Here is an 18,372-nt window from a genome sequence, read left to right on the forward strand (position 1 = left end):
ACTCGCCGATCAACGTACGCCCTTCGCGGCGTTCAAATTCGCATCCCGTGGATTTGTCACCATCTGAGCGAGTATTTCACTTGATAGGAAAGCTGTTTCGCCGATCCGCGTCACAAGACGAGGCTCAAAAACCGCAAAAAGCCCCCCGAGCCAAGCGCGACATGTCCGCCAAAGGGGCTGCGAGCGCTATGGACAAGTCCGCCAGCACGGACAAGAGCAGGCCCCGCCGCCGTGGCGGCAAGCGCGCCAAGAGCGGCGCCGGGCAGGGGCAGTCCTGGTCGCTGGACGATTTCAAAGTGCCGCAGCAGAAAGGCAAGGTGCGCTTCCACGACCTGGACCTGCCGTTGCCCTTGATGCATGCGATTCACGACCTGGGTTTTCAATATTGTTCGCCGATCCAGGGGCGCTCCCTGCCGCACACTCTCAATGGTCACGATCTTGTGGGCAAGGCGCAGACCGGTACCGGCAAGACGGCGGCCTTTCTGATCACCATTATCGACGATCTGCTCAAAAATCCCTTCGAGGGTGAGCGCTATGCCGGCGAGGCGCGGGCATTGATTATTGCGCCGACCCGCGAGCTGGTGATGCAGATTGCCGATGACGCCAAAGCGCTGTGCAAGTACACCGACTTGGAGATCCACACCCTGGTCGGCGGCATGGATTATCAGAAGCAGCAGCGCCGGCTGCACGAGCGTTTTGTGGATATTCTCGTCGCAACACCGGGGCGCTTGCTGGATTTTGCGGGCAACCGCGACTGTTACCTGGATCAGGTGGAAATACTGGTAATCGATGAGGCGGACCGCATGCTGGATATGGGGTTTATCCCCCAGGTGCGCCGCATAGTGCGCCAGACGCCGCGCAAGACCCACCGCCAGACTATGTTCTTTTCTGCCACTTTCACGCCGGAAGTGGACGCCCTGGTGGATCAGTGGACGGAAGATCCGGTAGTGGTGGAGATCCAGCCGGAGCGGGTGGCCACGGACACAGTGGAGCAGCGCGTCTACCTGGTCGCCAGCGAGGAAAAATATCCCCTCCTTTACAACATTCTGCAGAGCGACGAAGTGGACAGCCTGATTGTCTTCGCCAACCGCCGCGATCAGTGCCGCCGTCTGCACGAACACTTGATTGCCCACGGTATTTCCGCGGGACTCTTGTCCGGCGAGATCGCACAGAACAAGCGGGTGCGTACTCTGGAGGACTTCAAGTCCGGCAAGACCAAAGTGCTGGTGGCCACAGACGTGGCCGGGCGCGGAATTCATATCGACGGTATCAGCCACGTGGTCAATTTCACCCTGCCGGAAGAACCGGAGGATTATGTCCACCGCATCGGCCGCACCGGCCGCGCCGGAAAAACCGGTACATCCATCAGCTTTGCCTGTGAAGACGACGCCATGCGCCTGGAGCCGATCGAGCAGTTGCTGGGCCAGAAGCTTAAATGTGAGGTGCCACCGGAAGCGCTGCTCGCCGCGCCGCCGGAGGTTGAGGTGCAGCGCAGAAGTGGTGATCGGGACGGCCGCGGCGGGCGCCGCGCCGGGCGGAGCCGCCCGCGGCGCTGATCCGTTACCGCTGTGTCGGTTGGCGGCTGGGAATAATGCCGCTTTTGGAGGCTGCCGGGAAAGCCCGCTGTCTCCCCCGGTGATTAGTTCGCGCCGGGATCCCCTTCCTGCCGCAGGCGCTCTATCCACAGCGCCGTGCCGCCGGCCACAGCCGCCGGCATCACAAAAATATTTAGTACGGGTACCATCTTTGCCAGCATCACTGCGCCGCCGAAACTCAGGGTGGTGAGCTTGCGCCGCATCAACACGCGCTTCAGTTCGTCGAAGGGGCGCTGGTGGTTGTCGAGGGGGTAGTCCACGTATTGAATCGCCATGCACCAGGCGCCCCAGAGTGCGCCCAGCACCGCCGGCACGAAGACAGTCCAACTGGTGAAAAGCGCGATTAGCATGATCACCAGGCCCCAGCCGATAAAGTAGCGCAGCTTGCGCAGTTCGCGCCCCAGGGTTCGCAATATCATCCTGCCTAGAGGCTCTGGTGGCGGTCCTTTGCCGGTGAGTATTTCCTCAACTTTTTCCGCCAGAAAGCCGTTGAAAGGCGCTGCGATGATGTTGGTGATAATGCCGAACAGGTAGCCGTAGACGAAAAGGAAGAGCAGCAATACCGCCAGCGCGATAATCCAGGCCAGCCATTCGAACACATTGGCAGCCCAGGCGGCGCCCTTCGCCATAATCGATTCCCACCAAGACATGTTTTCAGTGTTCACTGGAGTGTGGGAAAGCAGGCTGGTGAGGTAATCCGTGAGACCGCTCAGCTGGGAGAGCATCACTGCACTGATGATGACAAACAGCACCAGGTTGATGGCCAGCGGGACGATAACGAAGGGGCGCAGTTCGCGCCGGGTCAGCAGGCGGGCGCCGCGCATCAGGGCGTCGACGCCGTGTACCGGGTTGGATGTCATGTCTTGTGCCCGGTCAGCTTTTTGCGCCGGCGGCTTTCAGAATGGCCGCGTACTCGGCGCTCTGGCGGTGTTCTTCAATGCGGGCCAGCAGAGATCTGCCATCCGGTCCGGGGCAGTTCAGGTCCAGGTCCCGTTCCTGGAACATACGCACGAAGGTTGCGAAATTTTCCGCCTTCATGCCCCGGTAGGCGCGGTCGAGTAGGTAGTAGTCGCGATTGATGCCTTCCGGCGCTTCACCAACCAGAAATCCGGCGATGCGCTCATCGTCAAACACTTCGCCGATGACTTTTTGCTTGTCTTTTCTCAGGCTCACAGACGCTTCCTTAAGGTAATTGCTAAGTAGGGGCCAAGGGCCGGCTCGCAGGCAATTGTACGCGCCGCGGCCCGGCCTGTCCTCCTACCAGCGCAGCGTCACTCCGCGAGGCCGAGTTCGGCGATGGATATTTCGCGCATTTTGAATTTTTGGATCTTGCCAGTCACGGTCATGGGGAAGCTGTCCGTGAATTTAAAGTAACGCGGTATTTTAAAGTGGGTAATCTTCCCCTTGCAGAATTCCCGCAACTCCTCTGCGGATACCGCGTCGGCATCGGTGCGCAGCTGTACCCAGGCCACCAGTTCCTCACCGTATTTCTTGTCCGGCACGCCGGTCACTTGTACATCGGCGATCGCCGGGTGCGTGAAGAGGAATTCCTCCACCTCCTTCGGGTAGATGTTCTCACCACCGCGGATCACCATGTCTTTGATGCGGCCGGCGATCTGGATGTAGCCGTCTTCATCCATGGTGGCCAGGTCGCCAGTGTGCATCCAGCCATCGTCGTCGATGGCGGCGCGGGTGGCTTCGTCGTTGTTCCAGTACCCGAGCATAACGCTGTAGCCGCGGGTGCAGAGTTCGCCGATGGCGCCGCGCGGCAGTGTCTCGCCGCTGGCGGGATCGATGATTTTCGATTCCAGATGCGGCTGGGTGCGACCGACAGTGGTTACGCGTTTATCGAAGGGATCGTCGGCAGCAGTCTGGGTTGAAACCGGGCTGGTCTCAGTCATTCCGTAGGCAATCTGCACTTCCCGCATATGCATTTTGTGGTTGACAGCCTTCATCACTTCTGCGGGACAGATGGAGCCGGCCATAATGCCTGTGCGCAGGGAGCTGAGGTCGTAGCTGGCGAAATTCGGGTGTTCCAGCTCCGCGATAAACATGGTCGGTACCCCGTACAGTGCGGTGGCACGCTCCTCCGCCACTGTTTCTAGGACCGCGCCCGGATCAAACCCTTCTCCCGGGTAAATTATGGTGGCGCCGTGGGTCAAGCATCCGAGGTTGCCCATCACCATGCCGAAGCAGTGATACAGCGGTACCGGAATCACCAGGCGATCCCGCTCCGTCAGTTTGATACTCTCGGCAACAAAGTAGCCGTTGTTGAGAATGTTGTGATGGGACAGGGTGGCTCCCTTGGGGAAACCGGTGGTGCCGGAGGTGTACTGAATATTGATCGGGTCGCGAAAGTGCAGTGATTGCTGCACCGCTTGCAGGTGCTTGGCGCCGACTTTTTCCGCTTCTTCGAGCAAGTCGTTCCAGCGCCACATGCCATCGTGTTTCCCTTCCGAGAGGTTGGCGACGATTTGCAGGTGCGGCAGCTTTGCGGCGGAAAGTTTTCCGCGGGGAGATGCCCGCAGTTCTGGTGCCAGTTCGTAGAGCATTTCAGTGTAGCTGGAGCTTTTGAAGCGCTCGGCAAGCACTAGCATGCGGGTCTGGGAGTGGTTGAGGGCGTATTCGAGTTCGTGCAGACGGTAGGATGGGTTGATATTGACCAGGATGGCGCCAATCTTGGCGGTGGCGAGCTGCAGCGTGACCCACTCGGCGCAGTTTGGAGACCAGATGCCCACTCGGTCCCCTTTGTTGATGCCGACGGCCAACAGCGCCCGGGCACAGATGTCCACCTGCTGCCGGAATTCCCGGTAAGTCCAGCGAATGCCTTGGTGGCGCACTACCAGAGCTTCGTTGTCGGGGAAGTCCCCGGCGATCTGGTCGAACTTGTCGCCAATGGTCATATTGATCAACGGCAGGTCGCTGTTGCCGCGGGTATAGCTGAGGAGCGTATCTGTCATCGCCGGTCTCTCGTTGTTGTTTTGCACTGTGTTGTCGTTATCGGATACTGCTCCTCAATTTATGAGTCTTTCGACGTATGTCTACTAGCCATTGGTCGAATAAGGGAGCCTCTGATTAATTCGCGTGAACACTATGGTAGCTCCCGGGGCGCTCAGGCAATAGGACGGGCATTTCAAAAACGCACGAGTACTTCCCTGTAGCTCCGACGGATACATCCCTGTATCCGACGGTTTCGAAATGCCCGTCCTATCACCTGAGCTTCACATCCGCCCCCGAAGCGCCTCTGCCGCCAGAAAGTAACTTAATCAGAGGTTCCTAAGTGCGGCTGTTACGAGTATCTAGCGGTGCGCTATTGTGGAGGGGCGGGGGGCAGGGGAGCGACTTCCGGCGCTCCCCTGGGATGAGGTCAGAGTAGAGCGTCGAGCTTTTCTTTGAGGATCTTGTTGATCATCTGCGGGTTGGCTTGCCCCTTGGAGGCTTTCATCACCTGGCCGACGAAGTAGCCCATCATTTTTGGCCGCTTGGATTCGTCGGCGTTGCGGTAATTTTCCACCTGGGTGCCGCTTGCGGCGAGAACCTGGTCCACCATTTGTTCAATGGCGCCGCTATCGGATACCTGTTTCAGCCCGCGTTTTTCGATGACCTGGTCCGCGCTGCCCTCACCCTTGGCCATGGCTTCGAACACCTGCTTGGCAATCTTGCTGGAAATGGTGTTGTCGGTGACGCGCTTGATCAGGCCGGCCAACTGCAGGGCGGAGACCGGGGACTGCTCGATGGAAAGCTCCTCGCGGTTCAGCAGTGCCGCCAGTTCACCCGTGATCCAGTTGGCGGCCAGTTTGGGCTCGCCGGATTCCTTTGCCGCAGCTTCGAAATAATCGGCCAGGGCCCGCTCCTGAGTCAGCAGGCTGGCGTCATAGGCGGACAGTTGATACTCGCTCTGGAAGCGGGCCAGTTTTGCGTCCGGCAGTTCCGGCAGTTCGCTGCGTATCTTTTCCACATAATCGTCGGTCAGTATGACCGGCAGCAGATCGGGGCAGGGAAAGTAGCGGTAGTCGTTGGCCACTTCTTTGCTGCGCATGGAGCGGGTTTCGTTTTTGTCCGAGTCGTAGAGGCGTGTCTCCTGAATTACCGTGCCGCCGTCCTCGAGAATGTCGATCTGACGTTCGGCTTCCACCTTGATGGCGCGCTCGACGAAACGGAAAGAGTTGATATTTTTCAGCTCTGTGCGGGTGCCGAGTTTTTCCTCGCCTTTCAGGCGCACTGATACGTTGGCGTCACAGCGCATGGAGCCCTGGGACATGTCTCCGTCGGAGATCCCCAGGTAGGTGACAATGCTGTGGATTTTCTTCAGGTAGGCGACCGCCTCGGCGGGGCTGCGCATATCCGGTTCGGAGACAATTTCAATCAGCGGTGTGCCGGCCCGGTTCAGGTCGATGCCACTCATGCCCTGGAAGTCTTCGTGCAGGGATTTGCCCGCATCTTCCTCCAGGTGGGCGTGGTGCAGGCGCACCTTTTTGCTGGTGCCGTCATCGAGATGGATCTCTATTTCTCCGGCGCCCACGATCGGCTCGGCCAGCTGCGTAGTCTGATAGCCTTTGGGCAAGTCCGGGTAAAAATAATTTTTGCGCTCAAACACTGAGCGTTTGCCGATTTCGGCGTTCATTGCCAGGCCAAACATTACCGCGTAGCGGAAGGCTTCCTCGTTGGGAACCGGCAAGGTGCCCGGCATTGCCAGATCGATGGCGCAAGCCTGAGTATTGGGTTCGGCGCCGAAGCGGGTGCTGGCACCGGAGAAAAGTTTCGATTTGGTGGACAGCTGGACGTGTACCTCCAGCCCGATCACGATTTCCCATTCCACGGTTTATTCTCCTGCGCCGCCAGCTGTTTCTATTGAGAATGCGCTCGCTGTGTGCCAATCGGTGACCTGTTGATACTGATGCGCGATGTTGAGCATGCGCGCCTCACAGAGGTAGTTGCCGATGATCTGCAGGCCCACCGGCAGATTGTTCACCAGTCCGCAGGGCAGGGACATGGCAGGCAGTCCCGCCAGGTTCGCGGCGATGGTGTAAATGTCCTCCAAATACATGGCTACCGGGTCTGCTTTTTTGGCGCCGATCGCGAACGCTGGGTTGGGCGATGTCGGCCCCATGATGACATCCACTTTTTCGAAAGCCTGTACAAAATCCTGCTTGATCAGGCGGCGCACCTGTTGCGCCTTGTTGTAATAGGCATCGTAATAGCCGGCGGACAGTGCGTAGGTGCCGACCAGAATGCGGCGCTGCACCTCCTCGCCGAAGCCCTCGCCGCGGGAGCGCATATAGAGATCGCGCAGATCTTTCGGGTCCGCGCAGCGGTAGCCGTAGCGCACGCCGTCGAAGCGGGATAAGTTGGCGGATGCCTCTGCCGGTGCGATTACGTAATAGGCTGGGACTGCCAGGTCGGTGTGCGGCAGGCTGATCTCAACCAGTTTGGCACCCAGCGCTTCGAACGCCTTCAGTGCGGTTTCCACCCGTGCGGCCACATCCGCATTCAGTCCTTCCCCGAAATACTCTTTCGGCACACCGATTTTTAAGTCCGCGATGGAGTCATTCAGGCTCCGCGTATAGTCCTCTGCCGGTCGGTTCAGGCTGGTGGAGTCCTTGCCGTCGTGGCCGGCCATGGCCGACAGAAGATAGGCACAATCCTCGGCGTTGCGGGCGATGGGGCCGCCCTGGTCGAGGCTGGAAGCAAAGGCGATCATGCCCCAGCGGGACACGCGCCCGTAAGTGGGTTTGAGGCCGGTGGTGTTGGTCAGGGCCGCAGGCTGGCGGATGGAGCCGCCGGTGTCGGTTGCGGTGGCACCGGGGACCAGCTGCGCAGCCACCGCGGCGGCGGAACCGCCGGAAGAGCCCCCGGGAACACAGTCGACATTCCAGGGGTTTTTTACCGGGCCGTAGTAACTGGTTTCGTTGGAGGAGCCCATGGCGAACTCGTCCATATTGGTTTTACCCAGGGTCACGCTGCCGGCGGCGTTGAGTTTTTCCACCACAGTGGCGTCATAGGGCGGCGCGAAATTATCGAGCATCTTCGAACCGCAGCTGGTGCGCACGCCCCGGGTGCAGAAGAGATCTTTATGGGCGATGGGTACGCCGCAGAGCGCCGGCGCCTCGCCGGCGGCCAGGCGCCGGTCCGCCGCCGCGGCCTGTTCCAGCGCCTGCTCTTCGGTGACGGTGATAAAACTGTTGTAGTGGCCATCCAGTTGCTGGATGCGATCGAGTAAATGGCGGGTGATCTCGGCGCTGGAGAACTGTTTGTCGCGCAGCCCGCGAATAATCTCGGCGATGGTTAATTGGTGCATAGCCTTCCCTTTTGGTGTATTCCGTGCGGCAGAGTCAGTCGATGACTTTGGGGACCAGATAGAGGCCCGCTTCCGACTGTGGCGCCAGGGCGAGGAATTCCTCGCGGCGGTTGGGTTCGGTGACTTCGTCCGCGCGCAGTACCTGTACTTCGTCCAGTGGGTGGGCCATGGGTGCCACACCCTCGGTGTGCACTGCCTGCAACTGATCTACCAGTTGCAGTACATCGCCCAGGCGATTGCTGACTTCATCAATGGTTTCTGCGGAGATAGCGATGCGGGCCAGCTCCGCCAGTTTTTCTACGGTTTGCGTATCCACGGCCATGGCGATTATCGGGGCTCCAGCTTGAGTGGCGAATGGGAACTGCCTCCCGCGGGAGACAGGGGGACGCAAATTTAGCACAGAAGACTCTGCATCTCATCGGGCGCTGTGGGGTGCGGCCGGTCGGTCGCCGGAAAGGGGCGGTTTTTCAGCCTTGCCCTGCCCCCCTGCCGTTGTTAGAGTTTGCCGATTCTGGCCGGAGTCCGCCGCTGTGGCTGTGTGGCAGATTAACGGGAGCGGAAATGCGGCCCGGAACTCAGATTTTTCTGCGCGGACTAATTAGGCTTTAACGATGCTCAAGTCTGCCCAAAGGGCGTCTGTCCGTGGCGCCGAAAATTAGTACAAGGTAACCGACTTCCATGTTTAAACGTTTGCGGGGCATGTTTTCCAGTGATCTCTCCATCGACCTGGGAACAGCCAACACGCTCATCTATGTGCGCGATCGCGGCATAGTCCTGGATGAACCCTCCGTCGTCGCCATCCGCCACTACAACGGCCAGAAAATTGTCGAGGCCGTCGGTGTTGAAGCCAAGCGAATGCTCGGGCGCACTCCCGGCAATATCACCGCTATCCGCCCGCTGAAGGACGGCGTTATTGCCGATTTTCAGGTAACTGAAAAGATGCTGCAGCACTTCATTAAGAAAGTGCACGAGAACAGCTGGATGCGCCCCAGCCCCAGAGTACTGGTGTGTGTGCCATGTCAGTCCACTGAAGTGGAGCGCCGCGCGATTCGCGAGTCCGCGATCGGGGCCGGTGCCCGCGAGGTCTGGCTGATCGAAGAGCCGATGGCGGCCGCCATCGGCGCCGGGCTGAAAGTTGAAGAAGCAAGTGGATCCATGGTGGTGGACATCGGTGGCGGCACTACCGAGATCGCTATTATCTCCCTGAACGGCGTTGTCTATTCCGATTCCGTGCGTATCGGCGGCGACCGCTTCGATGAAGCCATCGTCAACTATGTGCGCCGCAATTACGGCAGTGTAATCGGTGATGCGACCGCTGAGAGAATCAAAGAGGAAATCGGTTGCGCCTACGCCGGCAGTGAAGTGCGCGAAATTGACGTGCGCGGTCGCAATCTGGCGGAAGGCGTACCGCGCAGTTTCACATTGAATTCCGATGAAATTCTGGAAGCGCTGCAGGAGCCATTGACGGGTATCGTGCAGGCGGTCAAGAGTGCGCTGGAGCAGTCTCCGCCGGAACTGGCTTCGGATATCGCCGAGCGCGGCATGGTGCTGACTGGCGGCGGCGCGCTGCTGCGCGATCTCGACCGGTTGCTGATGGAGGAATCCGGCCTGCCGGTCATCGTCGCCGATGATCCTCTGACCTGCGTGGCCCGCGGTGGTGGAAAGGCTCTGGATATGATGGACAAGAGCCGCCTGTATCTCGTGTCCAACTGATCGCTGTCAGCTGATTCCCGGGCTGCGTCGCAGCCCGGATGACTGTCGGCTTTGGCCCGGAATTTAATCGAGCTCTGAAACCATACACCAACTGATCTGTAGAGGGGTGTCCGCCTATCAAACCGCTTTTTACCCGCGGCCCCTCGCCTGAGTCCCGCATCCTTGTGCTGGGCTTGGCGGCGGTGGTGCTGATCGCAATCAACCACTACACCGACTGGCTGCAGCCTCTGCGCGAGCGCGCTGCCGGGTTGGCGGCCCCCCTTTACTGGCTGACCGGCGCTCCTGAGCGTGTTGGTACTTGGGCCGGGGAGCAATTGCGCACGCGTGAGGAATTGCTGGAGGAGAACAGCCGTCTCCGGCGCCAGGTGCTGCTGCTGGAACAGCGCAGTCAGCAGTTGGCGGCGGTTAAGGCGGAAAATACACAGCTCAAGGAGCTGATGAATTCCGCCGGAATGGTCGATGAGCGGGTGCTGGTGGCGCAGGTAATCGGGGTATCGCCCGATCCGCTCGAGCATGTGCTGCTGATCGACAAGGGACGCGACGACGGCTTGACTCTGGGCACACCGATCATGGATGCCAGTGGCCTGCTGGGACAGGTGATAGAGGCGGGAGGCTCTGCCAGCCGCGTTTTGCTGATCACAGACTCCAGTCACGCGATCCCGGTGCAGGTGCTGCGTAACAATATCCGTGCGGTGGCCGAGGGTACCGGTGATCTATACCGCCTCAAGCTTCGCCATCTGGCCAATACCAGCGATATCCGCGAGGGCGACCTACTGCTCAGTTCCGGTCTTGGTGGCCGTTTTCCCGCCGGTTACCCAGTGGGGGAAGTCATCGCCATAGATCGCGATCCGGGCCGTCCCTTTGCCGAGGCGGAGGTTGTGCCTCGCGGGCGCATGAACCGCAGCCGTTTTGTGCTGGCGGTGGTCGGCGAAAGTAACGCTTCCGGCAGTGGGGACAAAGACCTTGGAAGCGAATAACCGCTGGTTTATCGCCGTCACCGTGGTTGTGGCGCTGTTATTGGCGGTAATGCCGTTGCCGTATCAGTGGCTCTGGTTTCGCCCCGCGTTTACCGCTTTACTGGTGATTTTCTGGGTCAACTACATGCCCCAGAGCCTGGGGGTGGGTTTTGCCTGGGCCGTGGGGCTGCTGGAGGATTTGGTGACGGGGGCCGCGGTCGGCAGCCAGGCGCTGGCACTGGCGGTTGTGGCCTATTTTAGTCTGCTCACCTACCAGCGCACCCGCGCTTTCAACATGGGGCAGCAGCTGATGTGGGTGTTTATTCTGGTCGGTATCAATCAGGTGCTGGGCAACTGGGTGCACAGCCTGGCCGGCAAACCGGTATCGGGTTTGACCTTCCTGTGGCCCGCCGTCACCAGTGCACTCCTGTGGCCTTGGATCGCCCCCTGGATGAGTGGGGTGGCGGGGCGGCTGCATGTGAAATAGGGTCATATGAAGACAGCGTAAAGCCGGGTAAAGATCGATTATTTTTCGACCGATATCGCTATAATCAGCCGCTAATCCACCGAGAATAAGTAGTACTGTGCTAAACATGCCCGCCGATAGCCGACTTGTCCTCGCTTCCGCTTCCCCGCGCCGCGCCGCGTTGCTGGCGCAGATCGCGGTGCCTTTTACCGCCGTTACACCCTCAGTCCCCGAACAGCAGCGGCCGGATGAGTCACCTCAGGACTATATCCAGCGCCTGGCTCACGACAAGGCCGCAGCCGGACTTGCAATTGCTGGCGGGCTGGACCCGGCGGTCTGGGCCCTGGGCGCCGATACCGTGGTACTGGCTGGCGATCAGGTGCTGGAAAAGCCGCGGGACTTCGCCGACTTTGAAGCCATGATGCAGTGTCTTTCCGGCGCCGAGCACTCGGTGCTGACCGCCGTCTGCCTGCGTTCGCAGACACGTCAGTTCAACCGCCTGGTGGAGACCCGGGTGCGTTTCCGCCACTTGAACCGTGGGCAGATCGAAGCTTACTGGCACACCGGGGAACCGGTTGACAAGGCCGGGGGCTACGGGATTCAGGGGTTGGGCGCCGCACTGGTGGCGTCCATCAGCGGCAGTTATAGCAATGTGGTGGGGCTGCCTCTGGAAGCGCTGGTGCCCATGCTGGAGAAAGCCGGGATTCCCTACTGGCAGGAGCGGGAGGCGAGCGCGTGAGCGAGGAGCTATTGATCAATGTCGCGCCCACGGAGACCCGGGTTGCGCTGGTTGAAAACGGTGTGCTGCAGGAGGTCTACCTGGAGAGGAGCGCGCGCCGCGGCATCGTCGGCAATATCTATAAAGGCAAGGTGATCCGCGTGCTGCCGGGCATGCAGGCGGCCTTCGTGGATATCGGCCTGGAGCGCGCGGGCTTTATTCACGCCTCCGATATCGCCCCTCTGGACGAGGAGGGCATGGAATCCCGCGAACCGGCGGAAGTGGCGGATATCCGGGCGCTGGTGCGCGAGGGGCAGTCCCTGGTGGTGCAGGTGGTGAAAGATCCGATCAGCAGCAAGGGGGCGCGCCTGACCACGCACCTGTCGGTATCCGCCCGTTACCTGGTGTACATGCCCCAGACCCGCCATATTGGCATCTCCAACCGCATAGAGGACGAAGGCGAGCGGGAGCGACTGCGCCAGCTGGTGGAACTGGCCTCGACCAAACTGGCGGAAGAGGGGTTGTCCGGCGACGGCGGTTTTATTCTGCGTACCGTAGCGGAAGGGGTCAGCGAGGAGGATTTGTTGCGGGACATTCCCTTTCTGTACCGCCTGTGGCGCGAGCTGGAGACCCGTATCAAGGAGCTCCCGGTACCGGCGGTGATCTACGAGGACCTGCCGCTGTTTATGCGCGCCCTGCGCGATCTGGCCCGTCCCCATACAGAAAAAATTCGCATCGACTCCCGCGAGGCCCACGGTCGCGCGGCCGAATTCGCCGGCAAGTATGCGCCGGAAATCGCCGGGCGTCTGGAACACTACCCCGGCGAACGGCCGCTGTTTGATCTCTACGGTGTGGAGGAGGAAATCCGCAAGGCCCTGCAGAACAAGGTGACGCTCAAATCCGGCGGTTACCTGATTATCGAGCAGACCGAGGCCATGAGCACCATCGACGTCAATACCGGCGCCTTTGTCGGTCATCGCAACCTGGAAGAGACCATCTTTAAGACCAACCTGGAGGCCGCCACGGCGATCGCCCGGCAACTGCGCCTGCGCAATCTGGGTGGCATCATCATTATTGACTTCATCGATATGAAGGACCCGGAGCATCAGCGGCAGGTGTTGCGCACACTGGAAAAGACCCTGGAGCGGGACCATGCCAAGACCAGCATCACCGGAGTGTCCGAGTTGGGGCTGGTGGAAATGACCCGCAAGCGCACCCGCGAATCGCTCGGCCAGATTCTCTGTGAGCCGTGCCCCGTGTGCCAGGGGCGCGGCACACTGAAAAGCGCGGAGACTGTCTGCTACGAAATATTTCGCGAAATTATCCGCGAGGCGCGCGCCTACGACAGCGACAAGATCATGGTGCTGGCCAGTCAGGTGGTGATCGACCTGCTGTTGGATGAGGAATCCGCCAACGTTGCCGATCTTGAGGAATTTATCGGCCGGCCGATACAGTTCCAGGTGGAGCCCATTTATAACCAGGAGCAGTACGACATTGTTCTTGTGTAACGGCGGGAATCGAAAATTGCGATGTGCCCGAACCCGGCGCCCGGTTTCCGGGTGTCGGCAGTGCAAATGGCATTGGCGCCCGGGTGCGTGCGGTGGTGCGCGGCCAGCGCTTACCCCTGTCTTCTGTTTTCCCGCATCGTACAACCGGAGCGCCGGATCATTGTTGCCGCACAGGAATTGCGGCGGAGGCGTGCGATGATCCCATTTCTCCGCTGGTTTGCGCGCAAATTCTGGCTCCTGAGTGTCACCCTGGTTATCGCACTGGCGTTGCTGGTGCAGGCGGGCCGCCTGCTGTCGCCCCAGGTGGAGCAGTATCGGCCGCAGATCAGCGCCTGGCTGTCCGATAGCCTCGGCGTTCCGGTGCGGATGGAGCGCCTCTCCCTGCGCTGGCAGGCGCTGGAAGTGGCGTTGCAGCTGGACGGACTGCAGCTCGGTGAAAACAGCGAAATGCGCATGGGCTACGGCCTTTTCCAGCTGGATCTTCTGGCCAGCTTGTGGAACCGCGAGCTGGTGTGGAAAAACCTGGAGGTGCACGATTTCTCCACCGGAATCACCCGTGGCGACGACGGCCACTGGTATCTCGATGGTTTTCCTGTCGCGGCGGAGGCGGATGAACACAGCGGGGACGGCGGCACCCGCCTCGCCGACCCTGCGCGCCTTTTCCAACTGAGCCCCAAGGTACAGGTGCGCAATGCCCGCATTACCGTGCGCCTGGCCGACGGCCAGCTGGCGCAACTGGACCTGCCGCAGATTCAACTGGAAAACGGTGGCGGCTTCCACCGCCTTATCGCCCGCGCCCAAGTCTCCCGGGATGGCGCCGCGGATGTTTCCGACGGGATAGCGCAGGTACGCCCGGTGCCGGCGGCCGATACAGAGACACTGCGCCTGGTGCTGGAGGGCCGCGGCAACCCGCGGGACGAGGCAAACTTTTCTCTCAACGGCTATCTGCAGCTAAATGATCTAGTGCTGGATGACGACATTGTCACCCTGTTACACCAGCTGACGCCCTTGCCGGAAGCGTATCACTGGCACGGTCGCAAGCTGGCACGCGGCAAGCTGTGGCTCGCCCGTGACACCGAGCAAGGTTATCGGCTGCTTGGTCAACTCAGTCTGGAACAAATGGCGCCACTGGAAGCCAGCGATGATGCAGGGGAGCAGCAGGGCGAGACAGCGGCAGCTCTGGCACCTTTGGGGGCAGTGGCTGGCAATTTGTCGGGGCGCTGGCAGCCGGGAGCGCAGTGGCAGTTGGCATTGCAGGACATCCAGCTGGACTGGCGCGGTCTGCAGATGCCGCCGCTGAATCTGCAGGCGAGTTCCGGCGCCGACGCCGGTCTGCAGTTGGCCGCGGATGTGATCGACCTGGGGGGATGGAGCCGTATCCTCAAGCGTCTGCAAGTGCTCAAGGGTCCGGCGGATGAGTGGTTGCGCGCCCTTGAGCCCAGTGGTCAATTGCGCAATATCCAGCTGTCCCGCGGCAGTGATGGTCGGGTAAAACTGGGTGCCAATCTGATCGATTTCAGCGCCAGTGCCCACCGCGGGGCACCGGCGGTGAAGGGACTGAATGGTTATCTGTATCTCGAGGGCGCGGATGGTCACGTGGAGCTGGGCGGCGGTCCGTTGAGTATGCATTTCCCTCAGCTTTATCGGGAGGCGTTCCATTTTGAGCGGGCCAGTGGCACCGTCGCTTGGCGTGTGGATCGGGATGGCAATTCTGTGCAGGTCTTTTCGGGCCCCCTGCAGCTTGACGGACAGCTCGGCGAGGTCGACGGCCAGTTCTTGCTGCAGTTGCCGTACTTTGCCCGCACACGCGCATCGGACTTCACCCTGGCGCTGGGGCTGAGGGATGCGCCAGTATCCGCGCAGCGCCTATTGGTCCCCTTATCTGTCGGGGACGATCTGCGCCAGTGGCTCGACAAGGGGCTGGGTAAGGATAATCCCGGGCGGGTTGCCAGTGCGGCCTTTGTCTATCGCGGTACCAGTTACCGCGATGGCGAGGACGGCGAGTTACTGGCCCTGGGGCGGCACCCGGAACGGCAGACTGTGCAGCTGGCAGTGGATGTCACCGCCGCCGATCTGGACTATGCCCCGGGCTGGCCGGCAGCGAGGGATGTGGATGCCCGACTCTTGCTCAGCGACCGCAATGTGCAGGTCAATGCCCGTGCTGCCAAGTTGTGGAATATCGATGCGCGGGATATCGAGGTGGGGGTGACCCCGAATCCGTCGGGCAAGGGCTCGCTGTTGGGTGTGCACGCAAAGCTGTCCGGCCCGGCGGCGGACGGTCTCCGGCTGCTGCGGCAGTCGCCTCTGCGCAAGCAGCTCGGCAGTGCTTTTGACGACTGGCGGCTTGAGGGGCGTATCGATGGCAGTTTGACCTTGTCGCAGCCCCTGGGCGGCGCCGGGCTGCCGGCCCGTCAGACAGTGACCCTGTCCCTTGACGGCGGGGAACTGGAGCTGCGCGATCTGCGCCTGCAGATCGACGGTCTGCACGGTCGTGTGGATTACGACAGCGAACGGGGGCTCGCCGGCACCAGCCTGGAAGGCAAACTGTGGGGGCGGCCGTTGAGAGCGCGAATTCACCATCCGCAAGAGGGCGATACCCGCGACACCCAAGTGGTGCTGGAAGGCAGTGCTGCTATTGAGTCGGTGCACGCCTGGAGCCAACGCCCGGAATTGCAATGGCTGGAGGGGGCGTTCGACTATCGGGCACTGCTGACAATTCCCGCCAAATCGCGGCAAATGCCTTATTCGGCCGTTTTTGAGCTGAATTCCGACCTGGCGGGTGTTGCAGTGCAGCTGCCCGCGCCCCTGGGCAAGCTGGCTGAGGATAAGACCGACTATGTGCTGCGGGTGCCCATCGGCGAGCAGGGCAGCCTGTTTCATATGAAATACGGTGAGCATCTGCAGGGGCTTTTCTGGCAGGTGAAGGGTGAGCTGGAGCGCGCCGCCATTGCTCTCAATGCGGAAGCAAAGCTACCTGAGGCACCGGGGCTGTCGATCGGTGGCCACCTGTCGCAGGTCGACCTGCCGCGTTTGCACCAGTTGCTGCAGGTGTACGATGTCGATAAGAGTGGGGAGGGTGGCACCGCTGGCGACCCCTTGCCGATCTCTCTGGATCTCAGTACTGACCGCCTGATTCTCGGAACTGTCGAGGTGCCGGATATCCATGTACGGGGCAGCGGCCAGGGGGCGCGCTGGCAGTTGACCTTCGACAGTGAGATGGCCGCTGGGGATTTAAATGGCCCGCTCGACGGATCTGCACCGCTGCGGTTGGCACTCAGTCACCTCCGCTTGCCGGGACAGGAATCGACCGCAGAAGCGGTGCAACCGGCGGACCCCTGGGCCGGGTTTGACTTCACTTCCTTGCCGCAAATGGATTTCAGTACCGAGAATCTCGCTATCGGTGACGAGGTACTGGGCCGCTGGTCCTTCCGTGTGCGTCCGTCCTCCGAACGGCTGGTGTTGAGTGATATCCGCGGTGCCATGCGCGGTGTGCGGGTCGAAGGCAATGGAGAGGACGAGCAGGGCGCCCAGCTGACTTGGCTGCGGGATGGCGAGGGGCGCGAGTCATCGCGGTTCACCGGTCGCCTGGTGGCGGACAACCTGGCGGATGTGCAGCGGGCCTGGGGGCAGGATCCGCTGATCGAGAGCAAATCCGCCAGCTTCGACACATCGTTGCGCTGGGACGGTTCGCCGTTGCGCGCAGCCGGTAACCTGCTGTCCGGGGAGTTAAAAATCGATATCCGCAAAGGCCGCTTCCTGCGAGCGACCGACAGTGCCGGCCCGGCCCTGTTGCGCCTGTTATCCCTGTTTAATTTTGATACCTGGGCGCGGCGTCTGCGCCTCGATTTTTCCGATCTCTACCAGAGCGGTCTCGCTTTCGACAGTGTGCGCGGAGAGGTAGTGTTCGAGGGAGACGGCCAGCTGCTGATCGCGGTGCCGATCCAGGTGGAAGGCCCCACCAGTGAGCTGCAGATGGCCGGTCGGGTGAATCTGGAACGGGAGGATTTGAACCTGACCCTGGTGGCGACCCTGCCGGTGGGCAACAATCTCGCCTTGGTGGCGGCACTGGCCGGAGGCTTGCCGGCGGCGGCGGGCGTTTACCTGATCAGTAAAGCGTTCAAAAAACAGGTGGACAAGGTAGCCAGTGTCAGTTATCGCATCAGTGGCGCCTGGGATGAGCCTGAAGTGCGCTTCGACAAGCTGTTCGACGGCGACGGCGCCCAGCGCGAGGGGGCGGCCGCAGAGCGGCAGCGGGAACCGGTCGAAGTTGAGAGCATGCACTCGTCATTCGCGCCATCAATTTGAATTCCCCGCTGCGGTGGGCGCGAGGTCTTGCTTATGGGCTTTTTGTCCAAAGTGGCGTATTTTGGCGCTTGTAGGCGAATCTATCAGTGGTTCTCCATGGCTTAGGGGGAATGTCACCATGCATCGATGGCCTTATTTCATGTCTTTGCTGCTGGCGCTGCATATCCTGCCCGCGTGTACTCAGGAAGACGAGGACCGGGATCAGACGATGACAGTGGCGGAGGCCAGGGCGAACATCGCCGCTGGAACCAACTTGTCCGCGATTCCGCAAGCGGTATGGCGGCAGCTGTTGCCGGAGGCGCAATATGAAGTTCTGTGGGAGAAAGACACGGAGCGCGCATTTACCGGCAAGTGGCTGCGCCACGGAGATCCCGGGGTCTATGTAACTGCCGGCTGTCGCCTGCCGGTATTCAGCTCCGAGCACAAGTATGATTCCGGGACCGGCTGGCCGAGTTTTTGGGATATCGCCTACCCGGAGAATGTTGTCCTCAAGGAAGATTACAGCTGGGGAATGAAGCGTATAGAAGTGCAGTCCGCCTGCGGAGAGCATCTTGGTCACCTGTTCAAGGATGGTCCCGCGCCAACCGGGCTGCGTTACTGCATCAATTCCCTGGCCCTGGATTTTGTCCCTGCGGTTGAAAAAGCCGAATGATAGTTCAATATTGTTTTCCGCAAGCCTAGGGAACCTCTGATTAATTCGCGTGCACACTGTGGTAGGTTCCGGGGCGCTCAGGCAATAGGCTGGCCATTTCGAAAACGCACGAGTACTTCCCTGTAGCTCCTATGGATACATCCCTGTATCCGACGGTTTCG

Annotated in this window: 14 protein-coding genes; 8 read left to right on the forward strand and 6 right to left on the reverse strand. The window is 60.8% G+C overall.

The window, feature by feature from the left end:
- Window positions 1–80 precede the first annotated feature (80 nt).
- Window positions 81–1,556, forward strand: a complete 1,476-nt coding sequence (gene rhlB, locus BM155_RS00895; RefSeq protein WP_074900564.1) for an ATP-dependent RNA helicase RhlB — start codon at window positions 81–83, stop codon at window positions 1,554–1,556.
- Between the two features lie 83 nt (window positions 1,557–1,639).
- Here rhlB and cysZ read toward each other — a convergent pair whose 3' ends face one another.
- The 6 genes from cysZ to gatC form a co-directional block, all read right to left on the reverse strand.
- Complete coding sequence (cysZ, locus tag BM155_RS00900) at window positions 1,640–2,455, reverse strand: sulfate transporter CysZ (RefSeq protein WP_067152167.1); 816 nt, start codon at window positions 2,453–2,455, stop codon at window positions 1,640–1,642.
- Between the two features lie 13 nt (window positions 2,456–2,468).
- The gene (locus BM155_RS00905) at window positions 2,469–2,768 is read right to left on the reverse strand and encodes a PA4642 family protein (RefSeq protein WP_074900566.1); all 300 of its coding nucleotides are present in this window, start codon (window positions 2,766–2,768) and stop codon (window positions 2,469–2,471) included.
- Between the two features lie 98 nt (window positions 2,769–2,866).
- Entirely contained in the window at window positions 2,867–4,555 is a 1,689-nt protein-coding gene (locus BM155_RS00910; protein WP_074900567.1) for an AMP-binding protein, read from the reverse strand.
- Between the two features lie 407 nt (window positions 4,556–4,962).
- Window positions 4,963–6,414, reverse strand: coding sequence for an Asp-tRNA(Asn)/Glu-tRNA(Gln) amidotransferase subunit GatB (gene gatB / locus BM155_RS00915; RefSeq protein ID WP_067152175.1), 1,452 nt, complete (start codon window positions 6,412–6,414; stop codon window positions 4,963–4,965).
- Between the two features lie 3 nt (window positions 6,415–6,417).
- Complete coding sequence (gene gatA, locus BM155_RS00920) at window positions 6,418–7,893, reverse strand: Asp-tRNA(Asn)/Glu-tRNA(Gln) amidotransferase subunit GatA (protein ID WP_074900569.1); 1,476 nt, start codon at window positions 7,891–7,893, stop codon at window positions 6,418–6,420.
- 34 nt (window positions 7,894–7,927) lie between these two features.
- Window positions 7,928–8,215: an Asp-tRNA(Asn)/Glu-tRNA(Gln) amidotransferase subunit GatC gene (gene gatC, locus BM155_RS00925; RefSeq protein WP_082817388.1), complete on the reverse strand. Its 288-nt coding sequence runs from the start codon at window positions 8,213–8,215 to the stop codon at window positions 7,928–7,930.
- A gap of 356 nt (window positions 8,216–8,571) precedes the next feature.
- On the opposite strand from gatC, the gene BM155_RS00930 reads away from it, so the two are divergent.
- The 7 genes from BM155_RS00930 (at window position 8,572) to msrB (ending at window position 18,211) form a co-directional block, all read left to right on the forward strand.
- Window positions 8,572–9,606 (forward strand): rod shape-determining protein, encoded by a 1,035-nt coding sequence (locus BM155_RS00930; protein ID WP_067152178.1) that lies wholly within the window; start codon window positions 8,572–8,574, stop codon window positions 9,604–9,606.
- Window positions 9,607–9,722: 116 nt separating this feature from the next.
- Complete coding sequence (mreC, locus tag BM155_RS00935; protein ID WP_074900572.1) at window positions 9,723–10,583, forward strand: rod shape-determining protein MreC; 861 nt, start codon at window positions 9,723–9,725, stop codon at window positions 10,581–10,583.
- On the forward strand, window positions 10,570–11,049 hold the full coding sequence (gene mreD / locus BM155_RS00940; protein WP_067152183.1) for a rod shape-determining protein MreD: 480 nt from the start codon (window positions 10,570–10,572) through the stop codon (window positions 11,047–11,049). The genes mreC and mreD overlap by 14 nt, the downstream gene beginning before the upstream one ends.
- A 106-nt stretch (window positions 11,050–11,155) precedes the next feature.
- On the forward strand, window positions 11,156–11,767 hold the full coding sequence (locus BM155_RS00945) for a Maf family protein (protein WP_074900575.1): 612 nt from the start codon (window positions 11,156–11,158) through the stop codon (window positions 11,765–11,767).
- Window positions 11,764–13,254 carry a ribonuclease G gene (gene rng, locus BM155_RS00950; protein ID WP_067152187.1) on the forward strand — a complete coding sequence of 497 codons (1,491 nt, stop codon included), beginning with the start codon at window positions 11,764–11,766 and terminating at the stop codon, window positions 13,252–13,254. The genes BM155_RS00945 and rng overlap by 4 nt, the downstream gene beginning before the upstream one ends.
- 195 nt (window positions 13,255–13,449) lie before the next feature.
- Complete coding sequence (locus BM155_RS00955) at window positions 13,450–17,559, forward strand: YhdP family protein (protein ID WP_067152189.1); 4,110 nt, start codon at window positions 13,450–13,452, stop codon at window positions 17,557–17,559.
- Window positions 17,560–17,677: 118 nt separating this feature from the next.
- Window positions 17,678–18,211: a peptide-methionine (R)-S-oxide reductase MsrB gene (msrB, locus tag BM155_RS00960; RefSeq protein ID WP_083421039.1), complete on the forward strand. Its 534-nt coding sequence runs from the start codon at window positions 17,678–17,680 to the stop codon at window positions 18,209–18,211.
- Window positions 18,212–18,372 lie beyond the last annotated feature (161 nt).

It is taken from the genome of Microbulbifer thermotolerans (assembly GCF_900112305.1).
Lineage (GTDB): Bacteria > Pseudomonadota > Gammaproteobacteria > Pseudomonadales > Cellvibrionaceae > Microbulbifer > Microbulbifer thermotolerans.

What these genes read in the sequence shown, in the direction of transcription:
- cysZ (WP_067152167.1), bottom strand. Translation starts at nt 2,455, where the DNA reads ATGACATCCAACCCGGTACACGGCGTCGACGCCCTGATGCGCGGCGCC.
- BM155_RS00910 (WP_074900567.1), bottom strand. Translation starts at nt 4,555, where the DNA reads ATGACAGATACGCTCCTCAGCTATACCCGCGGCAACAGCGACCTGCCG.
- gatA (WP_074900569.1), bottom strand. Translation starts at nt 7,893, where the DNA reads ATGCACCAATTAACCATCGCCGAGATTATTCGCGGGCTGCGCGACAAA.
- gatC (WP_082817388.1), bottom strand. Translation starts at nt 8,215, where the DNA reads ATGGCCGTGGATACGCAAACCGTAGAAAAACTGGCGGAGCTGGCCCGC.
- BM155_RS00930 (WP_067152178.1), top strand. Translation starts at nt 8,572, where the DNA reads ATGTTTAAACGTTTGCGGGGCATGTTTTCCAGTGATCTCTCCATCGAC.
- BM155_RS00945 (WP_074900575.1), top strand. Translation starts at nt 11,156, where the DNA reads ATGCCCGCCGATAGCCGACTTGTCCTCGCTTCCGCTTCCCCGCGCCGC.
- BM155_RS00955 (WP_067152189.1), top strand. Translation starts at nt 13,450, where the DNA reads ATGATCCCATTTCTCCGCTGGTTTGCGCGCAAATTCTGGCTCCTGAGT.
- msrB (WP_083421039.1), top strand. Translation starts at nt 17,678, where the DNA reads ATGCATCGATGGCCTTATTTCATGTCTTTGCTGCTGGCGCTGCATATC.